The following is a 21,078-nucleotide window of genomic DNA, read 5'->3' as shown; positions in this document are numbered from 1 at the left end:
TCTACCCCCTTTGCCTTTATTCGGCTTTTCGTCTTTTATACTCATTTTTCTGTTTTGAAAAACTTTCTTATGTAAACTCTTTTCAGGAACGGACACCATGATCTTGCCATAATCCATGATTCTTTTATCTATCAAAAAGAGATCAAAAAACTTTATTTAATACCTACTCTGTTTGTGGTTTTCGGTTTTCCCATCATTATATTAATTAGCAATTTTTTCCATAAACGTAGTTTTTTGTTCCTACGGGTTCTGTGGGTTGCGATATAGGTGACGCCATCAGGTTAATAATATATAGCCGTATATTATTTGATAAAACTGATGGTGTTGGTCCACCGTTTGGTGCATATATTGCACAGACTTTACATCCGTTGACGCAAGTAGGTTTATTACCTATGAAATTATAACTGCTGATTAGAAATGGACTTCCCATCCCATCGTAAACGTACCATGCTTTTGCCATAATATATGATGCTTTTGTGAATCAAAAAGAGATCAAAAAACTTTATTTTATGCTTACTCTATTTTAGGTTTTCAACTTCCCCATAAGACCATTTGGCATTGAGCCAAATGGTCTAGAAACAGTATTGAATTAGTTTTTACCGTAAACGTATTTTTTAAGGCCCGGATTTGCATCAGGCTGTGCTACCAGTGTTGATAATGTATTGGCGATATAATGCCTGATATTAGTAGATAATACCGATGGATTTGGTCCACCATTTGGAGTATAAATCGAACAAATGTTAACACCATTCAAACATGCTGGCTTAATAGGTGCGAAAATATAACTTGCAATTAATAAAGGGTCACCAATTCCATTATATGAATACCATGCTCTTGCCATAATAAATGATTCTTTTATCTATCAAAAAGAGATCAAAAAACTTTAATTAGTGCTTACTCTATTTAAGGTTTTCAGCTTCCCCATAAACCATTTGGCATTACGCCAAATGGTTTGAAACAGCATTAAATTAGTTTTTACCGTAAACGTATTTTTTAAGGCCCGGATTTGCATCAGGCTGTGCTACCAGTGTTGATAATGTATTGGCGATATAATTCCTGATATTAGCAGATAATACCGATGGATTTGGTCCACCATTTGGAGTATAAATCGAACAAATGTTAACACCATTCAAACATGCTGGCTTAATAGGTGCGAAAATATAACTTGCAATTAATAAAGGGTCACCAATTCCATTATATGAATACCATGCTCTTGCCATAATAAATGATTCTTTTGTCTATCAAAAAGAGATCAAAAAACTTTAATTAGTGCCTACTCTATTTAAGGTTTTCGGCTTCCCCAGGATTAATCATTATATAAGTTAGCTTGTACAATTAATTGAATCAGTGCTTTATTGCTGCAGACAATTGAAAGCTTTCTCTGAATTTAATTTATACTTACTTTACCTTCCGGATGATAAAGCAAGTAACTTATCAATGATTTCATAGTACTAATTTACGAAGACGAGTTCTGCTTTGCTAGGGTCAGTAGTCCCCAACTGTAATCACCTTTATTTTTTTAAAAAAAAAAAACCTCAATCAAGAGGGTTTAAATTTTGTTATTTAAACAGGCTACTTTAAAGTACCTTTTGCAGGTTCAGCGGACATTCTTACTTCTAATGGAACAGGGGGAAAACTTGAAGATGGCTGACCCTTGCCCTTAGCCAATGCACGAATAATATAGATGAGCAATCCAGGAGTTCCTTCAATATCAGGCCTGCGATCTGGATCATCAGGTAATTCATCTGCAAAAATAGCGGATAAGTAAGGGCCATCTGCTGTGTCTGGTGCTTTATCCAGAATTTTGTAGCTTTCTGGGTCACAAATGTCCATTTCATTGTTAATAAATTGATACCAGGGCATAGAAATTTTTTTAATGATAATACCTACTCTTTTTAGGGTTTTCGGTTTTCCCCTCAAAACTAACATCCATCCAGTTACTGGCATATTCTCTTTTATGTCTTGGGTCTTCAAAAGGTTTTAAAGTTGTATTTGAATTATGTAATGTTGCAATAAAACCGTCCGAATAATCATGGGCGTAAATTGTGGCACCAGTATTCCATGCATAATCATAATCTTCTCCAATTTGTAAATCTTTAAATGGATGACTTTGCCAGAATGATTTTTTATAAGCCATTGTGGCTCCGGCCAACCATGGATGCTCTGAATGGTCTCCAGCGTATCTCCAAAATTTACCAGCTCTTGGAGAAAAAAAAATAATCTGGCTCAATCCCACTATATCCGCTCTAGATTCACTTAAAAAATTAACTGATTTGGTGATCCAATTATACGCATACCAATCATCATCATCCCAATGCATAATAATTTCTCCCTGTGCCTTCTTACAGGCAAAATTTCTCTTAAGTCCGATACTACCTAAAGGTTCAGTATAAAAGTATTTAATACGATGATGGTCAGGTAATAAAGATCTGACTGAATTTTTTCCATCATCTATGATAATAAGTTCTGCATTTCTAAAATCCTGGTTCAGAAAATGTTCAACTGCCAATACAACAAAATTGGGGCGATTACCAGTAGGCATAATGCAGGAAACCAAAGGCGCGCTCATGATTCTTTTTCTTCATCTGGTTCATCCCAACCTGTAGCATGTTTTTTATGCTTAGGATTTTCAACAGGTTTAATACTTGTGTTATGTGCATGTAAGATAGCTACAAAGCCCTGCAAATAGTCGAGTGCAACTATTTTGGCACCAGAATTCCATACAAAATCATAATCTTCACCAACTTGCAGATCAATAAAAGGATGTTCTTGCCAAAAAGATTTTCTATAAGTCATTGTAGCACCGCATAACCAAGGCTTATCTGAATCCCGATCTTCATACATCCAGCGTTTATCTACAGATGGAGAATAAAAAACTACGCGGTTAAGGCCTGCTATATCCGCTTCTGAATTCAGCAATGCGTCTGTTAGTCTGCTAATCCAATCAGGTGCATAATAATCATCATCATCCCAATGCATGATGATTTCTCCTGAAGCTTTCTCACAAGCATAATTCCGCTTAATACCAATGGTTCCCAAAGGTTCAGTGTAAAAATATTTGATTTTTGGGTGATCTGGTATTAAAGAAGCGACAGAATTGATGCCATCATCTACAATAACGAGCTCCGCATTGAGATAATCCTGTTTCAAAAAATAATCAATAGCAAAAGGAATGAATTTTTGTCTGTTTGCCGTAGGCATAATACAGGAGATAAGAGGTAGGTCTATCATAAAATTGTTTTTTAAGAATTAAGCTTGATTGGTCAATTATTTATTGTTTTAATTATGCTATCTGTTAGTTCTTCATCCAATAGCAAACTATTATCTATGAAATATTTAAAATGTTTATAGTTCCATGAGTTTGTTCCATGATAGATATAAACATATAAGAATGGAGCATCTTCTATTCGGTATAAAAGCTTTCTTCCTGATAAAAATGTTATAACATGTGTGTCTTCACCAAGATTAGCATTGGCATACTGATTCTGTAATAATATTTCCTTACGACATAATATAGTTCCATCCCATGTATAAGAAAAAGATTGGTAAGCTTTTTTTGTGGTTGCATCATAGAGTAAAATGCGTGAGAGTATGCTTGCCTGGTAACGCTGTCCAACAATTTGCATGCTGTTGAATTGATAAGTTAATCTACTGGGATGGTACCAATCATCATCATCCCATATACAAACGTAATCTCCTAAGCATTTGGCAATCATATTGTTTCTGGCATTTCCTAAAGATTCATCTACTGGACGTTCTATTAGCATTATTTTCAAACTTTCATCTTGTCGTATACTTTCAATCATCGCTTTAGTAGAAAGGTCATTCTTTGGGAAAGAAATTACTAACTCTTTGTTTGGATAATTCTGTGTTGCGAAGCAAGATATAGCTGTTTTGAGCTGTTCAGGTCTGTTATTCGTTGCACAGATACAGGAAATCAAAGGATAAGATTGAGTCATAAGAAAATATTTAAGCCAGAATTTAAATAAACTTCAGATACACGTATTTTTTACTATCTATGGGAGTTTCTGGCTGCAATTGACCAGTTATAAGTGCATTCTTAATATATTTATACATATTCGGAGAAAGAGGAATGTCTGGATTAACCCCTAAACCTTTTGCATAAATTGCACAAATTTGATTTCCACATAAACAGGAATGTTTAACTGTTACCTTCCAATATCTCTCAATGTCAGTTGGGTCACCACCCGGAATAAAAGCATACCATGATCTAGCCATAATGAAATTTTTAATGTTTAGGCTAAAATTACGTGAATCAACGTGGCAGTAATAGGGTCAAATGTCCCAAAAGTTTAAGCCATTACCCGGCATTTTGATTTCTTTGTAACTTGTCGAAAATAGATTTAAACAATGAAAGATAAAGTAGAAATTGATATCATTATTTTAAGTTATGCACAAACAGATGAATTAAAAGCAGTCACTGTAGATTGCGTCAAATCATTGATGTTATCTGAAAATCCTGAAGAAATTAAATTCAATGTAATTGTCGTTGAATCAGAGAAATCAATAAAGCCTTTCCAATATGAAAAAACAAGAACGATTTATCCAGATCAGGAATTTGGCTATCACGATTATATGAATATTGGAATTAAAATGACATCAGCTCCATACATCTGTCTTTGCAACAATGATTTGGTTTTTCATCCTCAGTGGGCAACAGAAATCCTTAAAACCTTTGATCATTTTATAGATCTTTCCAGCGCGTCTCCACTTTGTACTTTACACCATCCTAAAATGGGATTTAAAAAGAACGATGGACCTAAATTAGGCCATCGTATCAGAAATGAAGTTGCAGGATGGTGTCTCTTTCTTAAACGTGATGTATTACGTTTAACAGGGCAATTAGATAGAAACTATAAATTCTGGTGTGCAGACAATGATTACTCCAACACCCTTTGGATGCTAAAATTAAACCATATGTTAGTTACCTCTTCCTTTGTAGATCACCTGGAAAATAAAACGCTGAATAATCAGACACCAGAAAGACAGGAACAACTTACAGAAGGTGAGTCCATTTATTTCGATAAAAAGTGGAAGTACAGAACAGGCCAGGACTGGGTTTTATTATGACCCAGTCCTGGCTTTATGTTTAGGATTTTCAAAATATTTAACCGTTGTATTCCGTGGATGTAAAACAGCTACAAACCCATCAATGTAATCATGTGCAAAAATTATTGCTCCTGGTTTTGAAATGAAATTATCATCCTCTCCGGTTTGTAAATCTTTGAACGGATTATCTGCCCAGAAAGCTTTCTTATAAGCTAAAGTTGCTCCATTTAGCCATTGGTTTGGATTTGACGGATTATTCCTGTTCATCGCGGTTCCCATCCATAAAGTGTCAGTTACAGGGGAGAAAAAATGAGTATGTTCTATGCCACAAACATCAGCTCCAGATGTTTTCAGATGATCAAACTGTTTACTAATCCAGTCCGGAGCATAAAAATCATCATCATCCCAATGCATGATTACTTCTCCTTTTGCAAGATTACACGCATAATTTCTTTTTGCTCCAACTGTTCCTATAGGATCTGTATAAAAATACCTGATCCGGCAATCATCTGGTAGCAGAGGAGCTATTGATTCCGTTCCATCATCCACAATAATCAGTTCTGAATTGCTATAATCTTGCTTTAAAAAATGATTTAATGCAAGTGGTATATATTTCTGTCTGTTTGCCGTAGGCATAATGCAGGATACGAGGGGTTGATTCATAATGCTAATGAGTTGTATATGCCTAATTTAGTTAGGTTTGAGGGGGGGCGATAGGGTCAAAAGTCCCAAAATGTTTTAATACTATACTGACATTCTTACTTATTGTAACTTGTTGAAAATATAGAATATGAAAATATATCTAATGAGCTATGGTGATTCTAAATATGATACACAAAAAGAATTTTTTAAAAGAACGGCGCAGGCTTCTTCTTTTTTCGACGAAGTTGTTATTTTTAGTCCGGAGGATCTTGAACCCACATTCAATAAACACTTTCGTGAAATCATCCTCAATCAACCAAGAGGAGCTGGATATTGGATTTGGAAGCCATATTTGATACAAAGGGTACTTGGATCTCTCGATGACGATGATATTTTAATTTATTGCGATGCAGGCTGTATGATTAATAGCAATGGCAGTAAGCGGTTTAAAGAATACATTAAACTACTAACCCAATCAGAAACTGGTTGTATAAGCTTTGAGTTACCACACAAGGAAATAGAATATACAAAACAAGAAGTCTTTGATCACTTTAGTCCATCACAAAATGTGATCCATTCTAATCAGTTGATGGCTACAGTGATCATGTTAAAGAAATGTCAGCATGCTGCTCACCTTGTTAACAAATGGTATGCAGCCTTATGTGAAAATCCATCGCTATTTACAGATGACAAAGATGATACGGCACAGTATCCTGAGTTTATTGACCATCGGCATGATCAAAGTATATTCAGTATATTGAGGAAAACATATCAATCGGAAATTATTCCTGATGAAACCTATTTTCTTGACTTTATCAGAGAAGGCCAGCCTTATCCATTCTGGGCAGCGCGGTTGAAATGATAAAGCTGGCATCATAAATCAGGAGGGTAATACCTCAACCTTGACATCCAAAAGACTACGCATCCAATTTGTGCTCTCTTGATCCAGTTGCTCACTTTTATTTAAATAATAAGAGAAATGAAAATAGCTCAAAGCATTGTTCCCATGGTAAACATAAAGATAAAGAAAGGCGCTGTCCGAAATATAATCCAGTAGTTTTTTTGATTCCAGATATTTGATTACCTGTGTATCTTCAGCTACATTACTATGTGCAAATGGATGTTGCGTAATAATATTCTTTTTGCATAAAAGACTTCCACACCATAGATAAGGAAAAGAAAGATATCCTTTTTGTGAGGCCGCATCAAATAACATGACACGTGTTAACATACTTGCCTCATGAAATTGCCCTTTAGTCCGCATGGTGTTGTACTGATGGGCTAATCTCCTGGCATGGTACCAGTCGTCATCATCCCATAAACAAATATAATCTCCATTGCAATTGGCAATGGCATGATTCCTTGCTTCCCCCAATGACTCGTTTCCTTTACGCTGTAGCCGGACAATTCTCAAATCTGATACCTCTAATATGCTATCGATCAGATTTTTCGTCTCTTTATCCTCTTTCGGATAAGAAATAACCAACTCTCTGTTTGGATAATTCTGGGTATCAAAACTAACTATTGCCTTAAGCAATAGCCCAGGTCTGTGCGCTGTAATACATATACAGGAAATTAGCGGGTGTGATAATTTAATTTTCATGATTTCCTCTCTTTTATCTCACAATTTAAAAAGGATTCACACCTAATGATAGGGCCAAAAGTCCCATAATCTGGCTGCCAACACTATTCAGTCCGCTAATTTTTAACTTAGGAATAAGCAAAATTATAAACGATGAAGATTAGATTTTTTTCCGACTATGAGGTTTCTGAGAACCTGATCACAAGATTCAAAGCAAACTATAAAATAAATGATGCCTCATTAACTTTTACAGCCGCCGATGATTACGACTATGCTATTGTTTTTAACAGAGCCAATGCCCCCCTGAAAACCGGAGCTAAAATTATTACAGTAATTCAGGAACCTTCCTGGAGTGAGGCACATCAAAATAAATTCTTTTTGACCAACAGTGACCATATCATTGTCCATGACCAGGAATTGTTTGAAAGAACCAACAAGGTGAAACTAGGAGGAAAGATCATTGAGTCTCCCACTTATATGTTTTACCATGATCGTGTAGACCATGCCTTTTATAATCAGACCTGGCAAATTAAAAAAGAAAAAAAACTCTCTATGATTGTATCGGGGTTATACTCCAGTAAGGCCAATTACCAGAAAAGGATAGAGGTATTAATGAATATGCTGGAATCTGATCTGGATATTGATGTCTACGGCCGTGGCCTGAATATACACGATTCAAGATATAAAGGGGATCTGAAATACAAACACACTGGTTTATTACCCTATGAATATTCTATAGGTATAGAAAACTGCAATGAGAAGAATTATATTACTGAAAAATTTGTAGACTGTGTGCTATGCAACACCACACCTATTTATAACGGTGCACCAAACATTTCAGAAGTATATGATCAGCGTTACTATAGAACAATAGAGCTGGACAGCCCTTATATCGTTCAGGATATTAGAGAGATCATTGCTCATCCAGCGCCTGGTTCATCCATAAATAAAGATATTTACTTCAATGAGTACAATCTGTATACCAAATTGAAAGAAATTATATATGGTTAATAGCCCGCATATATCGATGGTGGATTTGTTTTTTGATGAGGTTCCGGTTTTGTGCCCACCCGATACAAACACACACATAGATATACGATTATTGCCAGCAGCAATACAAATAAGATGATTTTGATGAACCTTGACATAACTTTTGTTTTGACCTGAAGATAAATAACAACTGTTCAGTTTAAATGGGTCAAATGTCCCCAAATACAAGACTGAGGATAACCCTCTGATTTTGTTTGTAACTTGTGATAACAAATACAGGTACCTATGAAAAGCAAGACCGAAATTGACGTTATTATTTTAAGCTTCGCGCAGAGCGAAGAATTGCAATTGATTACCCAGCACTGCATTAATTCTTTGATGGCCTCAGAAGATCAGGAAACTATCAAGTTTAACGTAGTTGTAATGGAATCACAGCAAGAAATGAAACCCTTCCAATACGAAAATACCACTACCATATACCCTGAAGAAGCATTTGGTTACCATAGATACATGAATATCGGAGTTGATATAACTTCTTCCAAATACGTTTGCCTGTGCAACAACGACCTCCATTTCCACCCAGGCTGGGCTACTGAAATATTAAAATCCTTCCATAAATACTATGACCTGTCAAGCGCATCTCCTTTCTGTTCTTTTCATCATCCAAAAATGGGATTTGAGCAGGATAATGGTATTTATCCAGGCTACCGCAGCAGGTATGAAGTTGCAGGATGGTGTCTCTTTTTGAAACGTGATGTTTTCAGGCTTACTGGAAAATTGGATGAAAACTATCAATTCTGGTGTGCTGATAATGACTATGCAAATACACTGGCTGCATTAAAACTCAGACATGCACTGATTTCATCTTCTATAGTAGATCATCTGGATAGCTGTACGTTAGATCAACAGGCAGAAGAAGCTGCAATTGCTGCCAGCGAATTCTTTTATCTGGAGAAAAAATGGAACCACAGAAAAATGGCGGGCTGGACCTGTGTGTAATTCCAGGCTTAGTGTCCGGAATTTTTTGAGAATAAGTTAATAACAATTACACCGATTATAACAAGTACAATGCCAATAACAGCTGGCATATCTGGCTTTTGCTTGTAAAAAATGGCTCCCAATGCTGTAACCAACACTATACCCACACCAGACCAGACCGCGTAAGCAATACCAAGATCCATTTTCCTTAAAGTCAGGCTGAGAAAATAAAAAGCAATGGCATAACCAAAAATCACAATAACAGAGGGCCATAGCCTGGTAAATTCCTCTGATGCCTTTAAAGCGGTAGTTGCTATAATCTCTGAAATGATAGCAAGGAATAAGAATATATATGTTTTCATAAGGAGGTAGTTACCTGCGAATATCCTGAATATATTCAGGATTGGTTAACGGTTCTTTTTGTGATTGCGGTTTTCGAATGATTTAATAGTTGTATTATCAGGATGCAGCATAGCTATAAACCCATCAATATAATCATGAGCAAATATTTTAGCTCCAGGAGTTTGTACAAACCCCTCATCTTCTCCTTTCTGTAAATCCTCAAAAGGATGCTGTTCCCAAAAAGACTTTCGGTATACCATAGTGGCACCTGCAAGAAAAGGCTTTGAATTTGGGTTATTCCTATTCTCTGCATCACCCTGCCAAAATGCTTGCATGATCGCAGAATAATGGTGAATATGTTTGATTCCGCAGATGTCTGCCCCGGAGCTCAGCAGAAAATTAACCTGCTGGCTAATCCAGTCATACGCATACCAATCATCATCATCCCAATGTACAATGATCTCACCTTTTGCCTTTTCACAAGCATAATTGCGTTTTGCTCCTATTGTACCTGGTGGAGAGGTGTGAAAATACCGGATGTTCGGAATATTGGGCAATAAAGGAGCAATAGACTCCTTGCCATCATCAATAATGACTAATTCAGCATGGTGATAATCCTGTTGTAAGAAATAATCTATTGCAAAAGGAATGTATTTATGCCTGTTGGCAGTCGGCATAATACAGCTAACTAATGGTTGTTCCATAATGATTTATTTGATCTCAATTTAAAAATGATTGCCCCCTGTTTTTAGGGTCAAAAGTCCCAAAAACCCAATCACCTGATTACGCTTTCGATTTCTTTGTAACTTGGAACTGACCGTGAAATCCAACACTAAATTAACAGCAGTTTATGAGTAGTATGACATCCTTTTTAGCCTATGCAGAAGCCAGAAACCGTATTTTAAAGCCTATTGATGGAGTAATTATGTATCCTTTTGAAGAAACTGCCATTCCACAGTATGTGTATTTTATGCCTAAAACACTGGCCGAAGGAGAACGCCTTAGTGAATTTTTCAGACACCAGTTCCTTTATCTTCCTGCCCTGTTTTATGTATTGTATTTTAACCCCATCAGATGGATACTTCCTGATCTTGCAGAAAGGATTCAATCTCTGCAATGCATACCCGCAGGTTATGGCAAAGACCGGAAACTATTTCAGTTAAGTTATGGAAGGATCGCCTTCGATGTTACACCAATAAGTGAAGAACCAGACTTTGAAGAGCAGACTGTATTCAGGGTACCACTATACATTGCTGAAACAAATTTCTTTATCAATGTAGTGGAATTGCCCAACAACATGGGAACCCCCAAATTATTCGAAAGGATAGACTTTACCTGGCAATAGCGCCTTTTTCTCTTTCAGTATCAAATAGCCCATTAAATCAATCAGATGAAATTAATAGAAAAAATTGACCGGCATGAAGTCCTCAGAAGATGGGCAATAGGGGAGGTATATTCAGAATTCTATAATCCACTTTACGAATCAGGAAGAGAAGAGACTATGAAAATGCTCTTTTCAGGCAACCGCTATCTGGAAAGGGAGGGAATAGGTACAGTATTGGAGTTTAAGCAGAGCTTGGTAGACTCGATTTCCTTATATGTTAAATGGTATAAAGCAATATTGGAAATTAACAGATCAGATCTGGATATGGTTTATACCCTGCAGCTGCCGGGCTGGGAACGGAATACAGATGGGTCTTATCTGGTTGCAGATGCAGCTAAAAACATTAACGAAATGCCATTTCTGGACCCTCGGGTTACCGGTATCTACAATGCATTGAAAGACAGAGAAGTTAAACTACAAGGAATTACTCTTTTGGCCGTAGATAAGATCGGGCCATATGTAGCGGTTGAAGGAACAGGAAGATTAACTAGTATATATATGGCACAACAACTCAATAACCTGGATTTGATTAAGGACAATCAGGTAGAAATCGCTTTAGGACTATATTAATGGGATACATCAACAGATTTAATTACGGAAGATACTACAAGTACCGCCATTACCATAAAAATTCAGGCGCAAAATATAATTTAAAGAATTATTGTATAAAGCTATATCGATTATTCAGAAAAACTAAAACATATTAGTTTTTTTTTATTTGGTAAATAATTGATAATCTATTGTTTAAGTGTTTGTTTGATGGTTCGTGTTTCTTTTGTACTTTCAGCTATTTAATCAATTGTTTATCAAAATTAATCAATAATGATACTCAGGAAGTTGCGGATAAATTCATTCAATTCTGGCGGGAAGGTAGAAATGATGACGCTATTAAAGCGTTCTATTCAGACAAAACTATTCACCAAACCCCGGGCTTTCTGTATGCCAGGAAGATGGAACAAACCAGTGCTGCAGAGATCTCTGAACTATTGGTAGTTGGAGAATATTTTTGTTTGAGACTAAAAATGGATGTAATCAATAAAGATATTGGCAGGAGCACTTTGAACGGATCATGGGTATTTGAAGTGAAAGAGGGTAAAATTGTGTATGAGCGCTTTTTTAACTATAACACTACGGCCGTTTTAGCCTGCTGAGAAAAATATTATTCGTTTTTTTAATAGTATATAAAAATATATAATTACATTTGTGAATATTTATAATAATAATACAATGCAAGAAGGAGTAGTAAAATTTTTTAATGAAACTAAAGGTTTCGGATTTATCGTACCAGCAAATGGCGACAGTGAAATCTTTGTTCATTCAACAGGCCTTATGGCTAGCATCCGTGAGAACGATAAAGTTACTTATGATGTAGAAGAAGGCCGTAAAGGTCTTAACGCAATTAATGTTCAGTTAGTTTAAGTTTATTAACTATATAATTGACCTTGACCGGTCCGATTCATCGGACCGGTTTTTTTATGCCCGACAGGGTCATATGTCCCAAAATAAGCAGATACTATGCGCTGCTTTTCTCATTCTTTATCTTAGTTATCTATAAAAAAACAGATACCTATGACGAAGATCAAATTCCTCTCCAATTATGATGATTCAGAGAATCTCTTGAAAAGATTTAAAGCAAATTATCTTATTTACGACAATGATTTATCCTTTACTATCGCAAACGACTATGATTATGCTGTAGTATTCAACCGGACTGATGAGCCCATCAATCCGAAAACTAAGGTAATTACCGTCATTCAGGAACCGTCATTTAGTAAGGCACACGAATATATAGACTTTCTCTTGCACAGTGACTATGTGCTTGTTCATGATCCTGAATTATTTGAAAAAACACATAAGCTCCATATAGGAGGGGATGTGATTACATCTCCCTCTTACATGTTTTATCATGATCTGGTCCCTTATCAATTTTTTGATGCAGCTACAGTTATTAAAAAAGAGAAAAAGCTATCCATGATTGTCTCTTATTTAAACAAACCAGTAGGGATTTATAATAAACGTATCGGTCTTTTGAACAAGATACTGGATTCAGATCTGGACATTGATATTTATGGAAAGCGGCTGGAAATTGAAGACCGGAGGTTTAGGGGGTGGCTGGAACACAAATTTACCGGCTTATTACCCTATGAGTATTCTATTGCAATCGAAAACTCAAACGAGTGGAATTACGTGACCGAAAAGTTTGTAGATTGTGCTTTATGCCGTACAATTCCTATTTATAATGGTGCGCCAAACATCGCTGATATTTACGATGAGCGTTATATCAGGATAATAGATCTCGATAGTCCTGATATTATAGGAGATATTAAGAAGATCATTAAAGAGCCTGCTCCGCTATCAACAAGAAATAAAGATATTTATTTCAATCATTATAATCTGTATACAAAGCTAAAGGAGATTATCCTGGAGAAACGTTATGGATAAAAAACAAAGGGGGCTTTCAAAAAGCCCCCTCTAAATTTAATAAATTTCCAGTGCTCCTTCGATCTCTCCGTAAATACGATCAAGATCCTGATCATTGATACAATAAGGAGGTAAAATGTAAATCACGTTTCCCAGCGGACGCATTAAAATCCCCTTATTCAAAAAGTAATCATATAATAAATTCCTCAGGTCATCAAAATAAGAAGTACCGGTCTCTGTACGCCATTCAATGGCCAGAATTGTTCCCGTTTGTCTTGCTGATTCTACCCGCATGTGCTTCCCGATCCTTTGAATAAAACCAGCATGTTTGCGGCAAATCCGATCTATATGTTGCTGAGTTTCGTCCATTAGTAACAAGTCAATACTCGCTGAAGCTGCAGCACAAGCCAGAGGATTCGCTGTAAAAGAATGACCATGGAACAAAGTCTTCATCTTATCTTTAGATAGAAAAGCATTATAAATCTCTTTAGAACAAGTTGTTACTCCTAAAGGCATTGTCCCTCCCGTTAAACCTTTAGAAAAGCACATAACATCAGGTTTTTCCACCAAATAATCAGCAGCAAAATGTTTTCCCGTGCGCCCAAAGCCTGTAAAAACCTCATCTTGTATCATTAATACTTGCTCCGACCTGCAATGTCTCATTAACTCATCCAATTCAGCAGCCCCGTACATTAGCATTCCTGCAGAGCCTTGAACCAAAGGCTCGTAAACAAAACACGCCAGCTGATTACTTATCGCAGAAATCAGTTTCTTCAGCTCAGGCAAATTTTCTGCTGTTGGAAGATCAATGTAAAACACTTCAAATAAATAAGCATCGAATGGAGCTGTCCAGGCGCTGCGGCCACTAACCGACATCGCGCCAAAAGTATCGCCATGATACCCATTGTGAAAAGCCATTACCTTGGTTTTTGGCTTATCCTGATTATGCCAGTACTGCATGCACATTTTTAAGGCCACCTCTACGGACGTAGAGCCGTTATCTGTATAAAACACTTTCTCCTGATTTTGAGGCAGGAGGCTTAAAAGCTTTTCAGCGAGTTCAACCGCAGGCTCATGAGTGAAACCTGCAAAAATCACCTGATCAAGTTTTTTGATTTGTGCGGATACCCGTTCTGCGATATAAGGGTGGGAGTGACCATGGAGAATTACCCACCACGAAGAGATCGCGTCTATGTAGCATTTGCCTTCCTCGTCAAACAAATAACAGCCTTCAGCACGCACAATCGCTGTGGGGATAATTGCATTTAACATTTGGGTATAGGGATGCCAGATAACCTTTAGATCTCTTTCAGTTAAACTTAAGGTTTCTTCTTCTATTATACTCATATTGTATTAGTTGTGTTTAATTTTTTTTCTTTTTGCATAGGCTTCAAGCCTAACAAATCAAACATTTTACGGTCGTCATCTAATCTTGGATTTGGTGTAACCAGCAACTCTTCACTTTCGCTGGTAAAGATCGAATTGGCACCAGCCATGAAGCACCAGGATTGCTCTTCTGTCGTCATTTCTGCACGTCCGGCACTTAACCTGACCATAGATTTTGGCATCAGGATTCTTGCAGTAGCAATCATTCTGACCATTTCCCAGGAGTCAACTTTTGGTAAATCAGCTAACGGCGTACCCTTCACCCTTGCTAATGCATTTACCGGAACTGACTCAGGATGTTGTGCCAGTGTTGATAAAGTATGGAGCATATTAATCCGGTCTGCATGCGTTTCTCCCAATCCGATGATTCCACCTGAACACACAGAAATCCCTGCTTTTCTGACATTGTTCAAGGTGGATAACCGGTCGTCATAGGTACGCGTATTGATAATTTCCTGATAGTAATCTTTAGAAGTGTCCAGGTTATGGTTATAGGCATATAACCCGGCTTCTTGTAGCCTTGCAGCTTGTGTTTCGGTAATCATACCGAGTGTACAACAAACCTCTAAGCCAATCTCATTTACCCCCTGTACCATTTCGAGGATATTTTCAAAGTCCCGGTTATCACGTACTTCGCGCCAGGCTGCGGCCATACAAAAGCGAGAAGAACCAGAATCCTTAGCTCTTTGTGCAATCGCCACTACGTCATCTTTTGACATTAATGCTTTTACGGTAATTCCTGTATGATAACGGGCTGCTTGCCCGCAATAAGAACAATCTTCAGGACAGCCTCCTGTTTTTACAGAAAGCAAGGTGCAAACTTGTACTTCGCTGGCCTTATGCCATTGGCGATGCACCGTTGCGGCTTGGTAAACAAGTTCCAGCAGCGGCTGGTGATAAATGTTTTCGATTTCCTGGATAGACCAGTCATTGCGTATAGTAGTATTACTGTTCATGCTAAATAAATTTAATTGATAATTGGAATTGGATTAAACTGAAAAGGTGCATTTGCAATTGCTTCTCTGTTGATCGTTGTGAATTCAGGTAATTTGCTCCATGTACTATTTTTTGGCAGGTGATGAAGCAGGACATTCAGGGTGTCAAAATCGAAATCCCCATTGAGCACCAGATGTTTCAAAGGGATGTTTTTACTTGTTAATGCATGGATACTCAAAAGGGTGTGATTAATACAGCCCAGGTAATTTCTCGCCACCAATACAGCCTCAGCACCTAAAAGCCTGATCAGGTCAATCATCAGAAAATGATTAGAGAGTGGGACGAATAAGCCCCCTGCGCCTTCAATCAATAACTGATTGTTCGTTTCGGGAAGATGGAAATCCTGAAGGCGTATTTCAATTCCTTCACTTTTTGCGGCACGATGAGGCGATGCAGCCATCTCGAATTGAAAAGTCTCGGAATGAAAAACAGTTCTTGTATTGCTAATCAGCTGTTTTACCTTGTCGGTATCCGTGTTGTGCAGGTCTCCGGCTTGTACAGGTTTCCAGTAATCAGCTTTCAATTGTTCAGTAATCACGGCAGAAACAATGGTTTTTCCGACTTCGGTACCAATTCCAGTGATGAATAAAGGCTTATTGTGCATATAATTTATTGACTCAGTTATTTGTATTTATTGACTCAGTTGTTTGATATGATAGCATAATTCTAGTATCTCGCTGTCAGTATTGTGGGTGTGTATGCAAATCCGCAGCCGCTCGCTTCCTTTGGGAACAGTAGGGCTTAGAATTGGGCGTACGTCAAATCCTTTGCTTTGTAAGGCGCGGCTGAATTCAATAGCTTCCGCATTACCAGAAATGACTATGCAATTTATCGCGCCTATATTGTTGTGGCATCCTGCTTGACACTGAGGAGGTAAATTAGCTCTCAGGAGCGACGATTTATACTGCAAGGTACTCTGAAGTCCAGAATGAGCTAAAAGATATCTGTAGGCAGTTTTTAACGCTAAAAGCTGATAGAAGGGGAGGGCAGTAGTATATATAAAGGGGCGCGCGAAGTTAATCAGGTAATCTCTCAGTAAATCAGTGCCTAATACAATAGAGCCATGTAAGCCTAGTGCTTTTCCAAACGTCACTATGCGCGCAAATACCTTTTGTTGTATTCCTAGTGAGTCGACTAATCCTGTTCCGGTCACGCCAAAAGCATGTGCCTCATCAACGATTAAATGCGCTTGATACTTTGCGCATAAATCAGCAATTCCAATTAGATCGGCACTATCTCCATCCATTGAATAGATACTTTCAACTGCAACATAACAGACCCCAGTACTTCTTTTTAGTTTCTTTTCCAGGTCTTCCAGGTCATTGTGGCTGAACTTGTATCGTGTAGCAAAACTCAATCTTGCCCCGTCAATCACCGAAGCATGGATGAACTCATCATAAAGAATGGTATCGTTTTTCTGTGGGAGGCAAGAAAAAAATGCTGAATTTGCAGCATAACCAGAATTAAATATCAATCCATTTGTGGTCTGGTGATAACCCGCAATCTCTTTTTCCAGTTCTTCTGCAAAGACAGAATTTCCACTAAGTAACCTTGAACCTGTTGCGCCATTTGATGCCCGTGGATGCTTTTTAAAAGCCTCATCGATTGCCTGACGCAGCTCTGCTGAGCGTGAAAAACCTAAATAATCATTTGAACTGAAGTCATATAAGTTATTCTCTTTCTTTAAACTACGAAAAGTAGCGTCAGCCTTTCTTAACTTTAATTTATCCAGCATCATCTCATTGGCGCCAAGTTTCATGTTATACAGCTTTGGCTAAATCATTGATCCAATCCTGATAGAGTACCGCTTCTATAGTAGTAATCTTTTCTGCATGCTTCTCCCATGTTGTGGAAAAGTTTTTGAGCTGAACCGTCATTTCTTCCAGGTGGCCCTGCTCTTCCAGAATTATAGAACGTACGCTAACCTTGCTCTTATATTGGGTTAGTACCGCCTGATAAATTGGATAAATCAGGTCTGCACGAACCTCAATCGCATAAGTTACCAGCAAATAAGCTGCAAATTTTAATGCTGAGCCAGTTAACTGGAGATTGTCCCTTAAATAACGGCTGGTCATCAGATCCAGCTTATTCAGGTAATACTTGCTGCTATAAGGTGCTAGCAGGTAGTCCGGTTCATAAGTGGGGCAGGCTGCTGCATTTAGTCTGGCTATTTGTTTCTTCAGATAGAAGGCATGCCGGTGTTCTTCGGCTGCATGTTTTAAAACCATATAGGTTGATGTTTCCGGTCTTTCATTCGCTGATATCTTCCTGGCCCCGATATTCTCCTGTAAAGAGAGTGTATTCAGGAAGCGTGCATGTAGGTGGTCATTACTGACTATATGTTGAAGAAGCTCCTCTAATTCCATTGATTTCATTTGTTTGTGCCAAAAGTATTACCTTGCCGGATAGTTAATAGGTACCAGTTTTAAGTTTATGAGTAGTCCGGTTCAAATTTCTTTTCCAAGTGTTATCCGTATCGATAGGTTATTAGACCGTCCGGTGTACCTTCAGATTGCCCATCAAATGATTAATGCGATACAAAGGGGCGTGCTTTTAGCTGGAGTTCAGCTGCCTGGAACGCGCAGCCTGGCAGAAGACCTGAAAGTTCACCGAAAAACAATTATTGCTGCATATGATGAGTTGGATGCTCAGGGATGGACTGAAATAAAACCTAATAAAGGCACTTTTGTAAGGAATAAAGGACCGCAGGAAAATATTGCTCTGCAAACCTATGATGAAAAGTTCCTGACTAGTTATCCTGCGGAAACCGGTTATCGCTTCAAACAAAGCATTTTGCTGGACGTTTTAACGGTTAGCTCCACAGCGGGGCTGGAATTTAATGACGGTCTGCCGGATATCAGGTTGCTTCCATTAGATAGGTTATCCAAAGTTTATGGTGGAATTCTAAAAAGTAAAACTAACTATAAGCACTTTGGTTATTCACACGTGGAAGGGAACGAATACTTCAGAGAAACACTGGCATCTTATCTGAACAATACCAGGGGGCTTCATATTAATAAGAATAATATACTGACTACCAGGGGAATTCATATGAGCATTTATATGGCGTCCAGTATGCTGATAGAACCCGGAGACCTGGTTATCGTTGGCGATTTGAGTTATTATCTCGCCAATATGTGTTTTCAGCAGTGCGGAGGCAAAATTATTTCCGTTCCAGTAGATGCAGATGGGATATCTGTAGATGCCATCCGGGAATTGTGCAAGACGAAAAAAATAAGGATGTTATATCTTACTCCACATCATCATTACCCAACCACAGTTACCCTAAGTGCTGAACGCAGGGTAGAATTGTTGCAGCTTGCGCTCACTTATGGCTTTATCATTCTTGAAGATGATTATGACTACGACTTCCATTATAATGGAAATTCAGTACTTCCATTGGCCAGTGCAGACACCAATGGCATGGTTGTTTATATTGGCTCATTTTGCAAATCACTGGCACCCGGTTTCCGTTCCGGATATTTGATTGCTCCTGAAAATCTGATCCGGGAAATGGCGAAATTCCGAAGGCTTGTAGATCGGCAAGGGGATATGTTAATGGAGCAGGCACTAGCCGAATTATTGGAAGAAAAGGAGATTCAGCGCCATCTTAAAAAGGCGGTGAAAATCTATCAGGAACGCCGGGATACTTTTGTGGATTTATTACAAAAACGGCTTGGCGAAGAGCTGAGTTTTTCTTCGCCACCCGGCGGATTATCAGTCTGGACAAAATGGAATCCCCAGCTAAATCTGATGCGGATCAGTAAAAATTGTTTAAAGAGAAACCTGCATCTCCCACAAGAACTATTATACCAGACAGATAGCTTTACAGCGATGAGATTGGGCTTTGGGAACTTGACAGCCAGCGAACTTGAAGAGGCTGTTGAGATCTTAACTCAAGCTGTAAGAGAAAGTTAAAATAATAAACATTGAAGTTATCATTTGATAATATTATTTTTATAAACATCTGTTATTCAGATTTATTTTTTAATTTATATTGTTTTTATGTTTATGTAATATGATAGGTGTTTTTGTTGATGCTTTTCCTTCTGGTTTGTATGTAAAAAATGTGCATACTTGTAGTATCTATTTAAAACATATATCTGATTACCATGAAAAACAAAACACTCAGTATGCTTTCGCGTATGGCGATCGCAGTGCTATGCACTTCCCTGTTCTTTACATCTTGTAAGAAAGACAAGGTCAATCCTGCTACTGAAACTCCGGCTGGTGAAATTAGTAAAGTAGCTAAAATGCAGCTCGATTCTGCTTTTGCAAACTGGAATAAAACATTCAGTCAGGCAGACGTCAAACCGGTATCCTATGCCTACAAAGGACAGCTCATCAACGATGCCGGCCGTCAGGAAATTATCAAACAAATTATTGCTGGTACCAGTTACGTATCTCAGTATAACGGGATAGAAAAACAGTCTTTGCAAGTGAAATAATTGAGTGCGGTTAAGGACGAGAAAGTAACCACTGGAATGGGAGATGATGCCACTACACAAACAGTAGCTTTAAGTTTAAACTCTGCATTAGATACCCTGGTGAAAGTTGGGCAGGCTTATGCAGAGATACACTGGAAAGGTAACGGTAAAGAGTTTACTAGTATCTGTGTATTTAATGCACAGGGAATTATTTATGACAACATGCTTTCCAATATTATTCTTATCGAAGATAATTCCAAAGGTGCTGATTTAAGTGATCAGCCTGAAGCTAAAGAAACTATGGCTGCAGCAAGTGCTTCTGCGACCAGAACCTATACCGTGGTTGATTTAACTATTAAAGGTTTGTGGCCTTTAACACATCGCGGGTGGATCAAGGTCACACATGCTATCCATTATAAAGATGGTAAGATATTCGCAAACAGCTGTACAGCAAATGGCTCTATGACTTTAGGTTCGGCAGATGCTAAGGCACAGAATTTTAAAAGGACTAACGGTTATTCGCAAATTACCTGGGCCTATGGATGGGCAACCCCAACTGCCAGCTTTAAGATTGGTTTTAACAAAGGTTCAGGGAAATTTGAAGCTTCGGTAAGCGGAATAGGGTCTAAAGGCTCTGGGGCTGGAGTTGATACCCGGTATTTATAATTTTTTAATTATTCGTTTAAGCACAGAAAGCCCTGCAGCAATGCGGGGCTTCTATGTTTAAACGAAATAAGTCATCCGGATTTTGGGACATATGACCCATTTGAGGATTGAAAAAGTGTGTAAATTGTTCAAAATAGAGTAGCACATGATAGCTTCATCACCATTAAAAAACAATAATAACCCGATGAAACCAT

The 21,078-nt window shown here is 37.9% G+C and carries 28 protein-coding genes; 12 read left to right on the top strand and 16 right to left on the bottom strand.

Translation table 11 applies throughout. The features are described from left to right. Positions 1-589: 589 nt before the first annotated feature. The 7 genes from ABIB30_RS25780 to ABIB30_RS25750 form a co-directional block, all read right to left on the bottom strand. Entirely contained in the window at positions 590-841 is a 252-nt protein-coding gene (locus tag ABIB30_RS25780; protein WP_354305907.1) for a hypothetical protein, read from the bottom strand. A 127-nt stretch (positions 842-968) separates the two neighbouring features. Continuing rightward, positions 969-1,220, bottom strand: a complete 252-nt coding sequence (locus tag ABIB30_RS25775) for a hypothetical protein (RefSeq protein ID WP_354305906.1) — start codon at positions 1,218-1,220, stop codon at positions 969-971. Positions 1,221-1,572: 352 nt separating this feature from the next. Next, positions 1,573-1,863, bottom strand: a complete 291-nt coding sequence (locus tag ABIB30_RS25770; RefSeq protein WP_354305905.1) for a hypothetical protein — start codon at positions 1,861-1,863, stop codon at positions 1,573-1,575. A gap of 10 nt (positions 1,864-1,873) precedes the next feature. Further along, the gene (locus tag ABIB30_RS25765) at positions 1,874-2,569 is read right to left on the bottom strand and encodes a glycosyltransferase family 2 protein (RefSeq protein ID WP_354305904.1); all 696 of its coding nucleotides are present in this window, start codon (positions 2,567-2,569) and stop codon (positions 1,874-1,876) included. Continuing rightward, positions 2,566-3,231 (bottom strand): glycosyltransferase family 2 protein, encoded by a 666-nt coding sequence (locus tag ABIB30_RS25760; RefSeq protein ID WP_354305903.1) that lies wholly within the window; start codon positions 3,229-3,231, stop codon positions 2,566-2,568. Before ABIB30_RS25760 ends, ABIB30_RS25765 begins: the two co-directional genes overlap by 4 nt. A 32-nt stretch (positions 3,232-3,263) precedes the next feature. Further along, on the bottom strand, positions 3,264-3,959 hold the full coding sequence (locus ABIB30_RS25755; protein ID WP_354305902.1) for a glycosyltransferase family 2 protein: 696 nt from the start codon (positions 3,957-3,959) through the stop codon (positions 3,264-3,266). Positions 3,960-3,981: 22 nt separating this feature from the next. Continuing rightward, a complete protein-coding gene (locus ABIB30_RS25750; RefSeq protein ID WP_354305901.1) occupies positions 3,982-4,239 on the bottom strand; it encodes a hypothetical protein in 258 nt (85 codons plus the stop codon). A gap of 132 nt (positions 4,240-4,371) precedes the next feature. On the opposite strand from ABIB30_RS25750, the gene ABIB30_RS25745 reads away from it, so the two are divergent. Next, positions 4,372-5,091 (top strand): glycosyltransferase family 2 protein, encoded by a 720-nt coding sequence (locus tag ABIB30_RS25745; RefSeq protein ID WP_354305900.1) that lies wholly within the window; start codon positions 4,372-4,374, stop codon positions 5,089-5,091. Here ABIB30_RS25745 and ABIB30_RS25740 read toward each other — a convergent pair. Beyond that, a complete protein-coding gene (locus ABIB30_RS25740; protein ID WP_354305899.1) occupies positions 5,086-5,733 on the bottom strand; it encodes a glycosyltransferase family 2 protein in 648 nt (215 codons plus the stop codon). The genes ABIB30_RS25745 and ABIB30_RS25740 overlap by 6 nt on opposite strands. Positions 5,734-5,860: 127 nt before the next feature. Between ABIB30_RS25740 and ABIB30_RS25735 the strand changes: the two genes are divergently transcribed. Next, positions 5,861-6,574 (top strand): hypothetical protein, encoded by a 714-nt coding sequence (locus ABIB30_RS25735; protein ID WP_354305898.1) that lies wholly within the window; start codon positions 5,861-5,863, stop codon positions 6,572-6,574. Positions 6,575-6,592: 18 nt separating this feature from the next. Here ABIB30_RS25735 and ABIB30_RS25730 read toward each other — a convergent pair whose 3' ends face one another. Continuing rightward, a complete protein-coding gene (locus tag ABIB30_RS25730) occupies positions 6,593-7,315 on the bottom strand; it encodes a glycosyltransferase family 2 protein (RefSeq protein ID WP_354305897.1) in 723 nt (240 codons plus the stop codon). A 132-nt stretch (positions 7,316-7,447) separates the two neighbouring features. On the opposite strand from ABIB30_RS25730, the gene ABIB30_RS25725 reads away from it, so the two are divergent. Then, positions 7,448-8,305, top strand: a complete 858-nt coding sequence (locus ABIB30_RS25725; RefSeq protein ID WP_354305896.1) for a glycosyltransferase family 10 domain-containing protein — start codon at positions 7,448-7,450, stop codon at positions 8,303-8,305. A 264-nt stretch (positions 8,306-8,569) separates the two neighbouring features. Continuing rightward, positions 8,570-9,283, top strand: a complete 714-nt coding sequence (locus ABIB30_RS25720) for a glycosyltransferase family 2 protein (RefSeq protein ID WP_354305895.1) — start codon at positions 8,570-8,572, stop codon at positions 9,281-9,283. Positions 9,284-9,291: 8 nt separating this feature from the next. On the opposite strand, the gene ABIB30_RS25715 is transcribed toward ABIB30_RS25720, so the two are convergent. After that, positions 9,292-9,624 (bottom strand): DMT family transporter, encoded by a 333-nt coding sequence (locus ABIB30_RS25715; protein WP_354305894.1) that lies wholly within the window; start codon positions 9,622-9,624, stop codon positions 9,292-9,294. 45 nt (positions 9,625-9,669) lie between these two features. Further along, a complete protein-coding gene (locus tag ABIB30_RS25710) occupies positions 9,670-10,308 on the bottom strand; it encodes a glycosyltransferase family 2 protein (RefSeq protein WP_354305893.1) in 639 nt (212 codons plus the stop codon). 146 nt (positions 10,309-10,454) lie between these two features. Here ABIB30_RS25710 and ABIB30_RS25705 point away from each other — a divergent pair, with 146 nt between their 5' ends. The 5 genes from ABIB30_RS25705 (at position 10,455) to ABIB30_RS25685 (ending at position 13,430) form a co-directional block, all read left to right on the top strand. Beyond that, the gene (locus ABIB30_RS25705; protein WP_354305892.1) at positions 10,455-10,949 is read left to right on the top strand and encodes a hypothetical protein; all 495 of its coding nucleotides are present in this window, start codon (positions 10,455-10,457) and stop codon (positions 10,947-10,949) included. 45 nt (positions 10,950-10,994) lie between these two features. Further along, positions 10,995-11,558 (top strand): hypothetical protein, encoded by a 564-nt coding sequence (locus ABIB30_RS25700; RefSeq protein WP_354305891.1) that lies wholly within the window; start codon positions 10,995-10,997, stop codon positions 11,556-11,558. Between the two features lie 170 nt (positions 11,559-11,728). After that, a complete protein-coding gene (locus ABIB30_RS25695; RefSeq protein WP_354305889.1) occupies positions 11,729-12,139 on the top strand; it encodes a SnoaL-like domain-containing protein in 411 nt (136 codons plus the stop codon). 76 nt (positions 12,140-12,215) lie between these two features. Continuing rightward, positions 12,216-12,407: a cold-shock protein gene (locus tag ABIB30_RS25690; RefSeq protein ID WP_068396992.1), complete on the top strand. Its 192-nt coding sequence runs from the start codon at positions 12,216-12,218 to the stop codon at positions 12,405-12,407. 150 nt (positions 12,408-12,557) lie between these two features. Then, complete coding sequence (locus tag ABIB30_RS25685; protein WP_354305887.1) at positions 12,558-13,430, top strand: glycosyltransferase family 10 domain-containing protein; 873 nt, start codon at positions 12,558-12,560, stop codon at positions 13,428-13,430. Between the two features lie 36 nt (positions 13,431-13,466). Here ABIB30_RS25685 and bioA read toward each other — a convergent pair whose 3' ends face one another. Genes bioA through ABIB30_RS25660 form a run of 5 tightly spaced genes read right to left on the bottom strand, consistent with a single transcriptional unit; the run spans position 13,467 to position 18,157 of the window. After that, complete coding sequence (bioA, locus tag ABIB30_RS25680) at positions 13,467-14,756, bottom strand: adenosylmethionine--8-amino-7-oxononanoate transaminase (protein WP_354305885.1); 1,290 nt, start codon at positions 14,754-14,756, stop codon at positions 13,467-13,469. Beyond that, positions 14,753-15,751: a biotin synthase BioB gene (bioB, locus tag ABIB30_RS25675; RefSeq protein WP_354305884.1), complete on the bottom strand. Its 999-nt coding sequence runs from the start codon at positions 15,749-15,751 to the stop codon at positions 14,753-14,755. Before bioB ends, bioA begins: the two co-directional genes overlap by 4 nt. An 11-nt stretch (positions 15,752-15,762) precedes the next feature. Then, positions 15,763-16,395 (bottom strand): dethiobiotin synthase, encoded by a 633-nt coding sequence (gene bioD / locus ABIB30_RS25670; RefSeq protein WP_354305883.1) that lies wholly within the window; start codon positions 16,393-16,395, stop codon positions 15,763-15,765. 27 nt (positions 16,396-16,422) lie between these two features. After that, complete coding sequence (locus tag ABIB30_RS25665) at positions 16,423-17,550, bottom strand: aminotransferase class I/II-fold pyridoxal phosphate-dependent enzyme (protein WP_354305882.1); 1,128 nt, start codon at positions 17,548-17,550, stop codon at positions 16,423-16,425. Between the two features lies 1 nt (position 17,551). Then, entirely contained in the window at positions 17,552-18,157 is a 606-nt protein-coding gene (locus ABIB30_RS25660) for a hypothetical protein (protein WP_354305881.1), read from the bottom strand. A gap of 67 nt (positions 18,158-18,224) precedes the next feature. Between ABIB30_RS25660 and ABIB30_RS25655 the strand changes: the two genes are divergently transcribed. The 3 genes from ABIB30_RS25655 (at position 18,225) to ABIB30_RS25645 (ending at position 20,884) form a co-directional block, all read left to right on the top strand. Further along, on the top strand, positions 18,225-19,709 hold the full coding sequence (locus ABIB30_RS25655; protein WP_354305879.1) for an aminotransferase-like domain-containing protein: 1,485 nt from the start codon (positions 18,225-18,227) through the stop codon (positions 19,707-19,709). Positions 19,710-19,903: 194 nt separating this feature from the next. After that, positions 19,904-20,239 carry a hypothetical protein gene (locus tag ABIB30_RS25650; protein WP_354305878.1) on the top strand — a complete coding sequence of 112 codons (336 nt, stop codon included), beginning with the start codon at positions 19,904-19,906 and terminating at the stop codon, positions 20,237-20,239. Next, on the top strand, positions 20,240-20,884 hold the full coding sequence (locus ABIB30_RS25645; RefSeq protein ID WP_354305877.1) for a hypothetical protein: 645 nt from the start codon (positions 20,240-20,242) through the stop codon (positions 20,882-20,884). Positions 20,885-21,078: the final 194 nt, after the last annotated feature.

This window comes from Pedobacter sp. UYP1 (assembly GCF_040547305.1).
Taxonomy (GTDB): domain Bacteria; phylum Bacteroidota; class Bacteroidia; order Sphingobacteriales; family Sphingobacteriaceae; genus Pedobacter.
The sequence above is the reverse complement of the archived record's forward strand: the minus strand, read 5'-3'. Positions and strand labels throughout refer to the sequence as shown.

Bases quoted from the DNA above. Each gene is read 5' to 3' on its own strand.
- ABIB30_RS25665 (WP_354305882.1), bottom strand. From the start codon at position 17,550: ATGAAACTTGGCGCCAATGAGATGATGCTGGATAAATTAAAGTTAAGA.
- ABIB30_RS25750 (WP_354305901.1), bottom strand. From the start codon at position 4,239: ATGGCTAGATCATGGTATGCTTTTATTCCGGGTGGTGACCCAACTGAC.
- ABIB30_RS25755 (WP_354305902.1), bottom strand. From the start codon at position 3,959: ATGACTCAATCTTATCCTTTGATTTCCTGTATCTGTGCAACGAATAAC.
- ABIB30_RS25685 (WP_354305887.1), top strand. From the start codon at position 12,558: ATGACGAAGATCAAATTCCTCTCCAATTATGATGATTCAGAGAATCTC.
- ABIB30_RS25710 (WP_354305893.1), bottom strand. From the start codon at position 10,308: ATGGAACAACCATTAGTTAGCTGTATTATGCCGACTGCCAACAGGCAT.
- ABIB30_RS25740 (WP_354305899.1), bottom strand. From the start codon at position 5,733: ATGAATCAACCCCTCGTATCCTGCATTATGCCTACGGCAAACAGACAG.
- ABIB30_RS25745 (WP_354305900.1), top strand. From the start codon at position 4,372: ATGAAAGATAAAGTAGAAATTGATATCATTATTTTAAGTTATGCACAA.
- ABIB30_RS25770 (WP_354305905.1), bottom strand. From the start codon at position 1,863: ATGCCCTGGTATCAATTTATTAACAATGAAATGGACATTTGTGACCCA.
- ABIB30_RS25700 (WP_354305891.1), top strand. From the start codon at position 10,995: ATGAAATTAATAGAAAAAATTGACCGGCATGAAGTCCTCAGAAGATGG.
- ABIB30_RS25765 (WP_354305904.1), bottom strand. From the start codon at position 2,569: ATGAGCGCGCCTTTGGTTTCCTGCATTATGCCTACTGGTAATCGCCCC.
- ABIB30_RS25655 (WP_354305879.1), top strand. From the start codon at position 18,225: ATGAGTAGTCCGGTTCAAATTTCTTTTCCAAGTGTTATCCGTATCGAT.
- ABIB30_RS25705 (WP_354305892.1), top strand. From the start codon at position 10,455: ATGAGTAGTATGACATCCTTTTTAGCCTATGCAGAAGCCAGAAACCGT.
- bioD (WP_354305883.1), bottom strand. From the start codon at position 16,395: ATGCACAATAAGCCTTTATTCATCACTGGAATTGGTACCGAAGTCGGA.
- ABIB30_RS25760 (WP_354305903.1), bottom strand. From the start codon at position 3,231: ATGATAGACCTACCTCTTATCTCCTGTATTATGCCTACGGCAAACAGA.
- ABIB30_RS25780 (WP_354305907.1), bottom strand. From the start codon at position 841: ATGGCAAGAGCATGGTATTCATATAATGGAATTGGTGACCCTTTATTA.
- ABIB30_RS25730 (WP_354305897.1), bottom strand. From the start codon at position 7,315: ATGAAAATTAAATTATCACACCCGCTAATTTCCTGTATATGTATTACA.
- bioA (WP_354305885.1), bottom strand. From the start codon at position 14,756: ATGAGTATAATAGAAGAAGAAACCTTAAGTTTAACTGAAAGAGATCTA.
- ABIB30_RS25775 (WP_354305906.1), bottom strand. From the start codon at position 1,220: ATGGCAAGAGCATGGTATTCATATAATGGAATTGGTGACCCTTTATTA.
- ABIB30_RS25660 (WP_354305881.1), bottom strand. From the start codon at position 18,157: ATGGAATTAGAGGAGCTTCTTCAACATATAGTCAGTAATGACCACCTA.
- ABIB30_RS25715 (WP_354305894.1), bottom strand. From the start codon at position 9,624: ATGAAAACATATATATTCTTATTCCTTGCTATCATTTCAGAGATTATA.
- ABIB30_RS25720 (WP_354305895.1), top strand. From the start codon at position 8,570: ATGAAAAGCAAGACCGAAATTGACGTTATTATTTTAAGCTTCGCGCAG.
- ABIB30_RS25735 (WP_354305898.1), top strand. From the start codon at position 5,861: ATGAAAATATATCTAATGAGCTATGGTGATTCTAAATATGATACACAA.
- ABIB30_RS25725 (WP_354305896.1), top strand. From the start codon at position 7,448: ATGAAGATTAGATTTTTTTCCGACTATGAGGTTTCTGAGAACCTGATC.
- ABIB30_RS25690 (WP_068396992.1), top strand. From the start codon at position 12,216: ATGCAAGAAGGAGTAGTAAAATTTTTTAATGAAACTAAAGGTTTCGGA.
- ABIB30_RS25650 (WP_354305878.1), top strand. From the start codon at position 19,904: ATGAAAAACAAAACACTCAGTATGCTTTCGCGTATGGCGATCGCAGTG.
- bioB (WP_354305884.1), bottom strand. From the start codon at position 15,751: ATGAACAGTAATACTACTATACGCAATGACTGGTCTATCCAGGAAATC.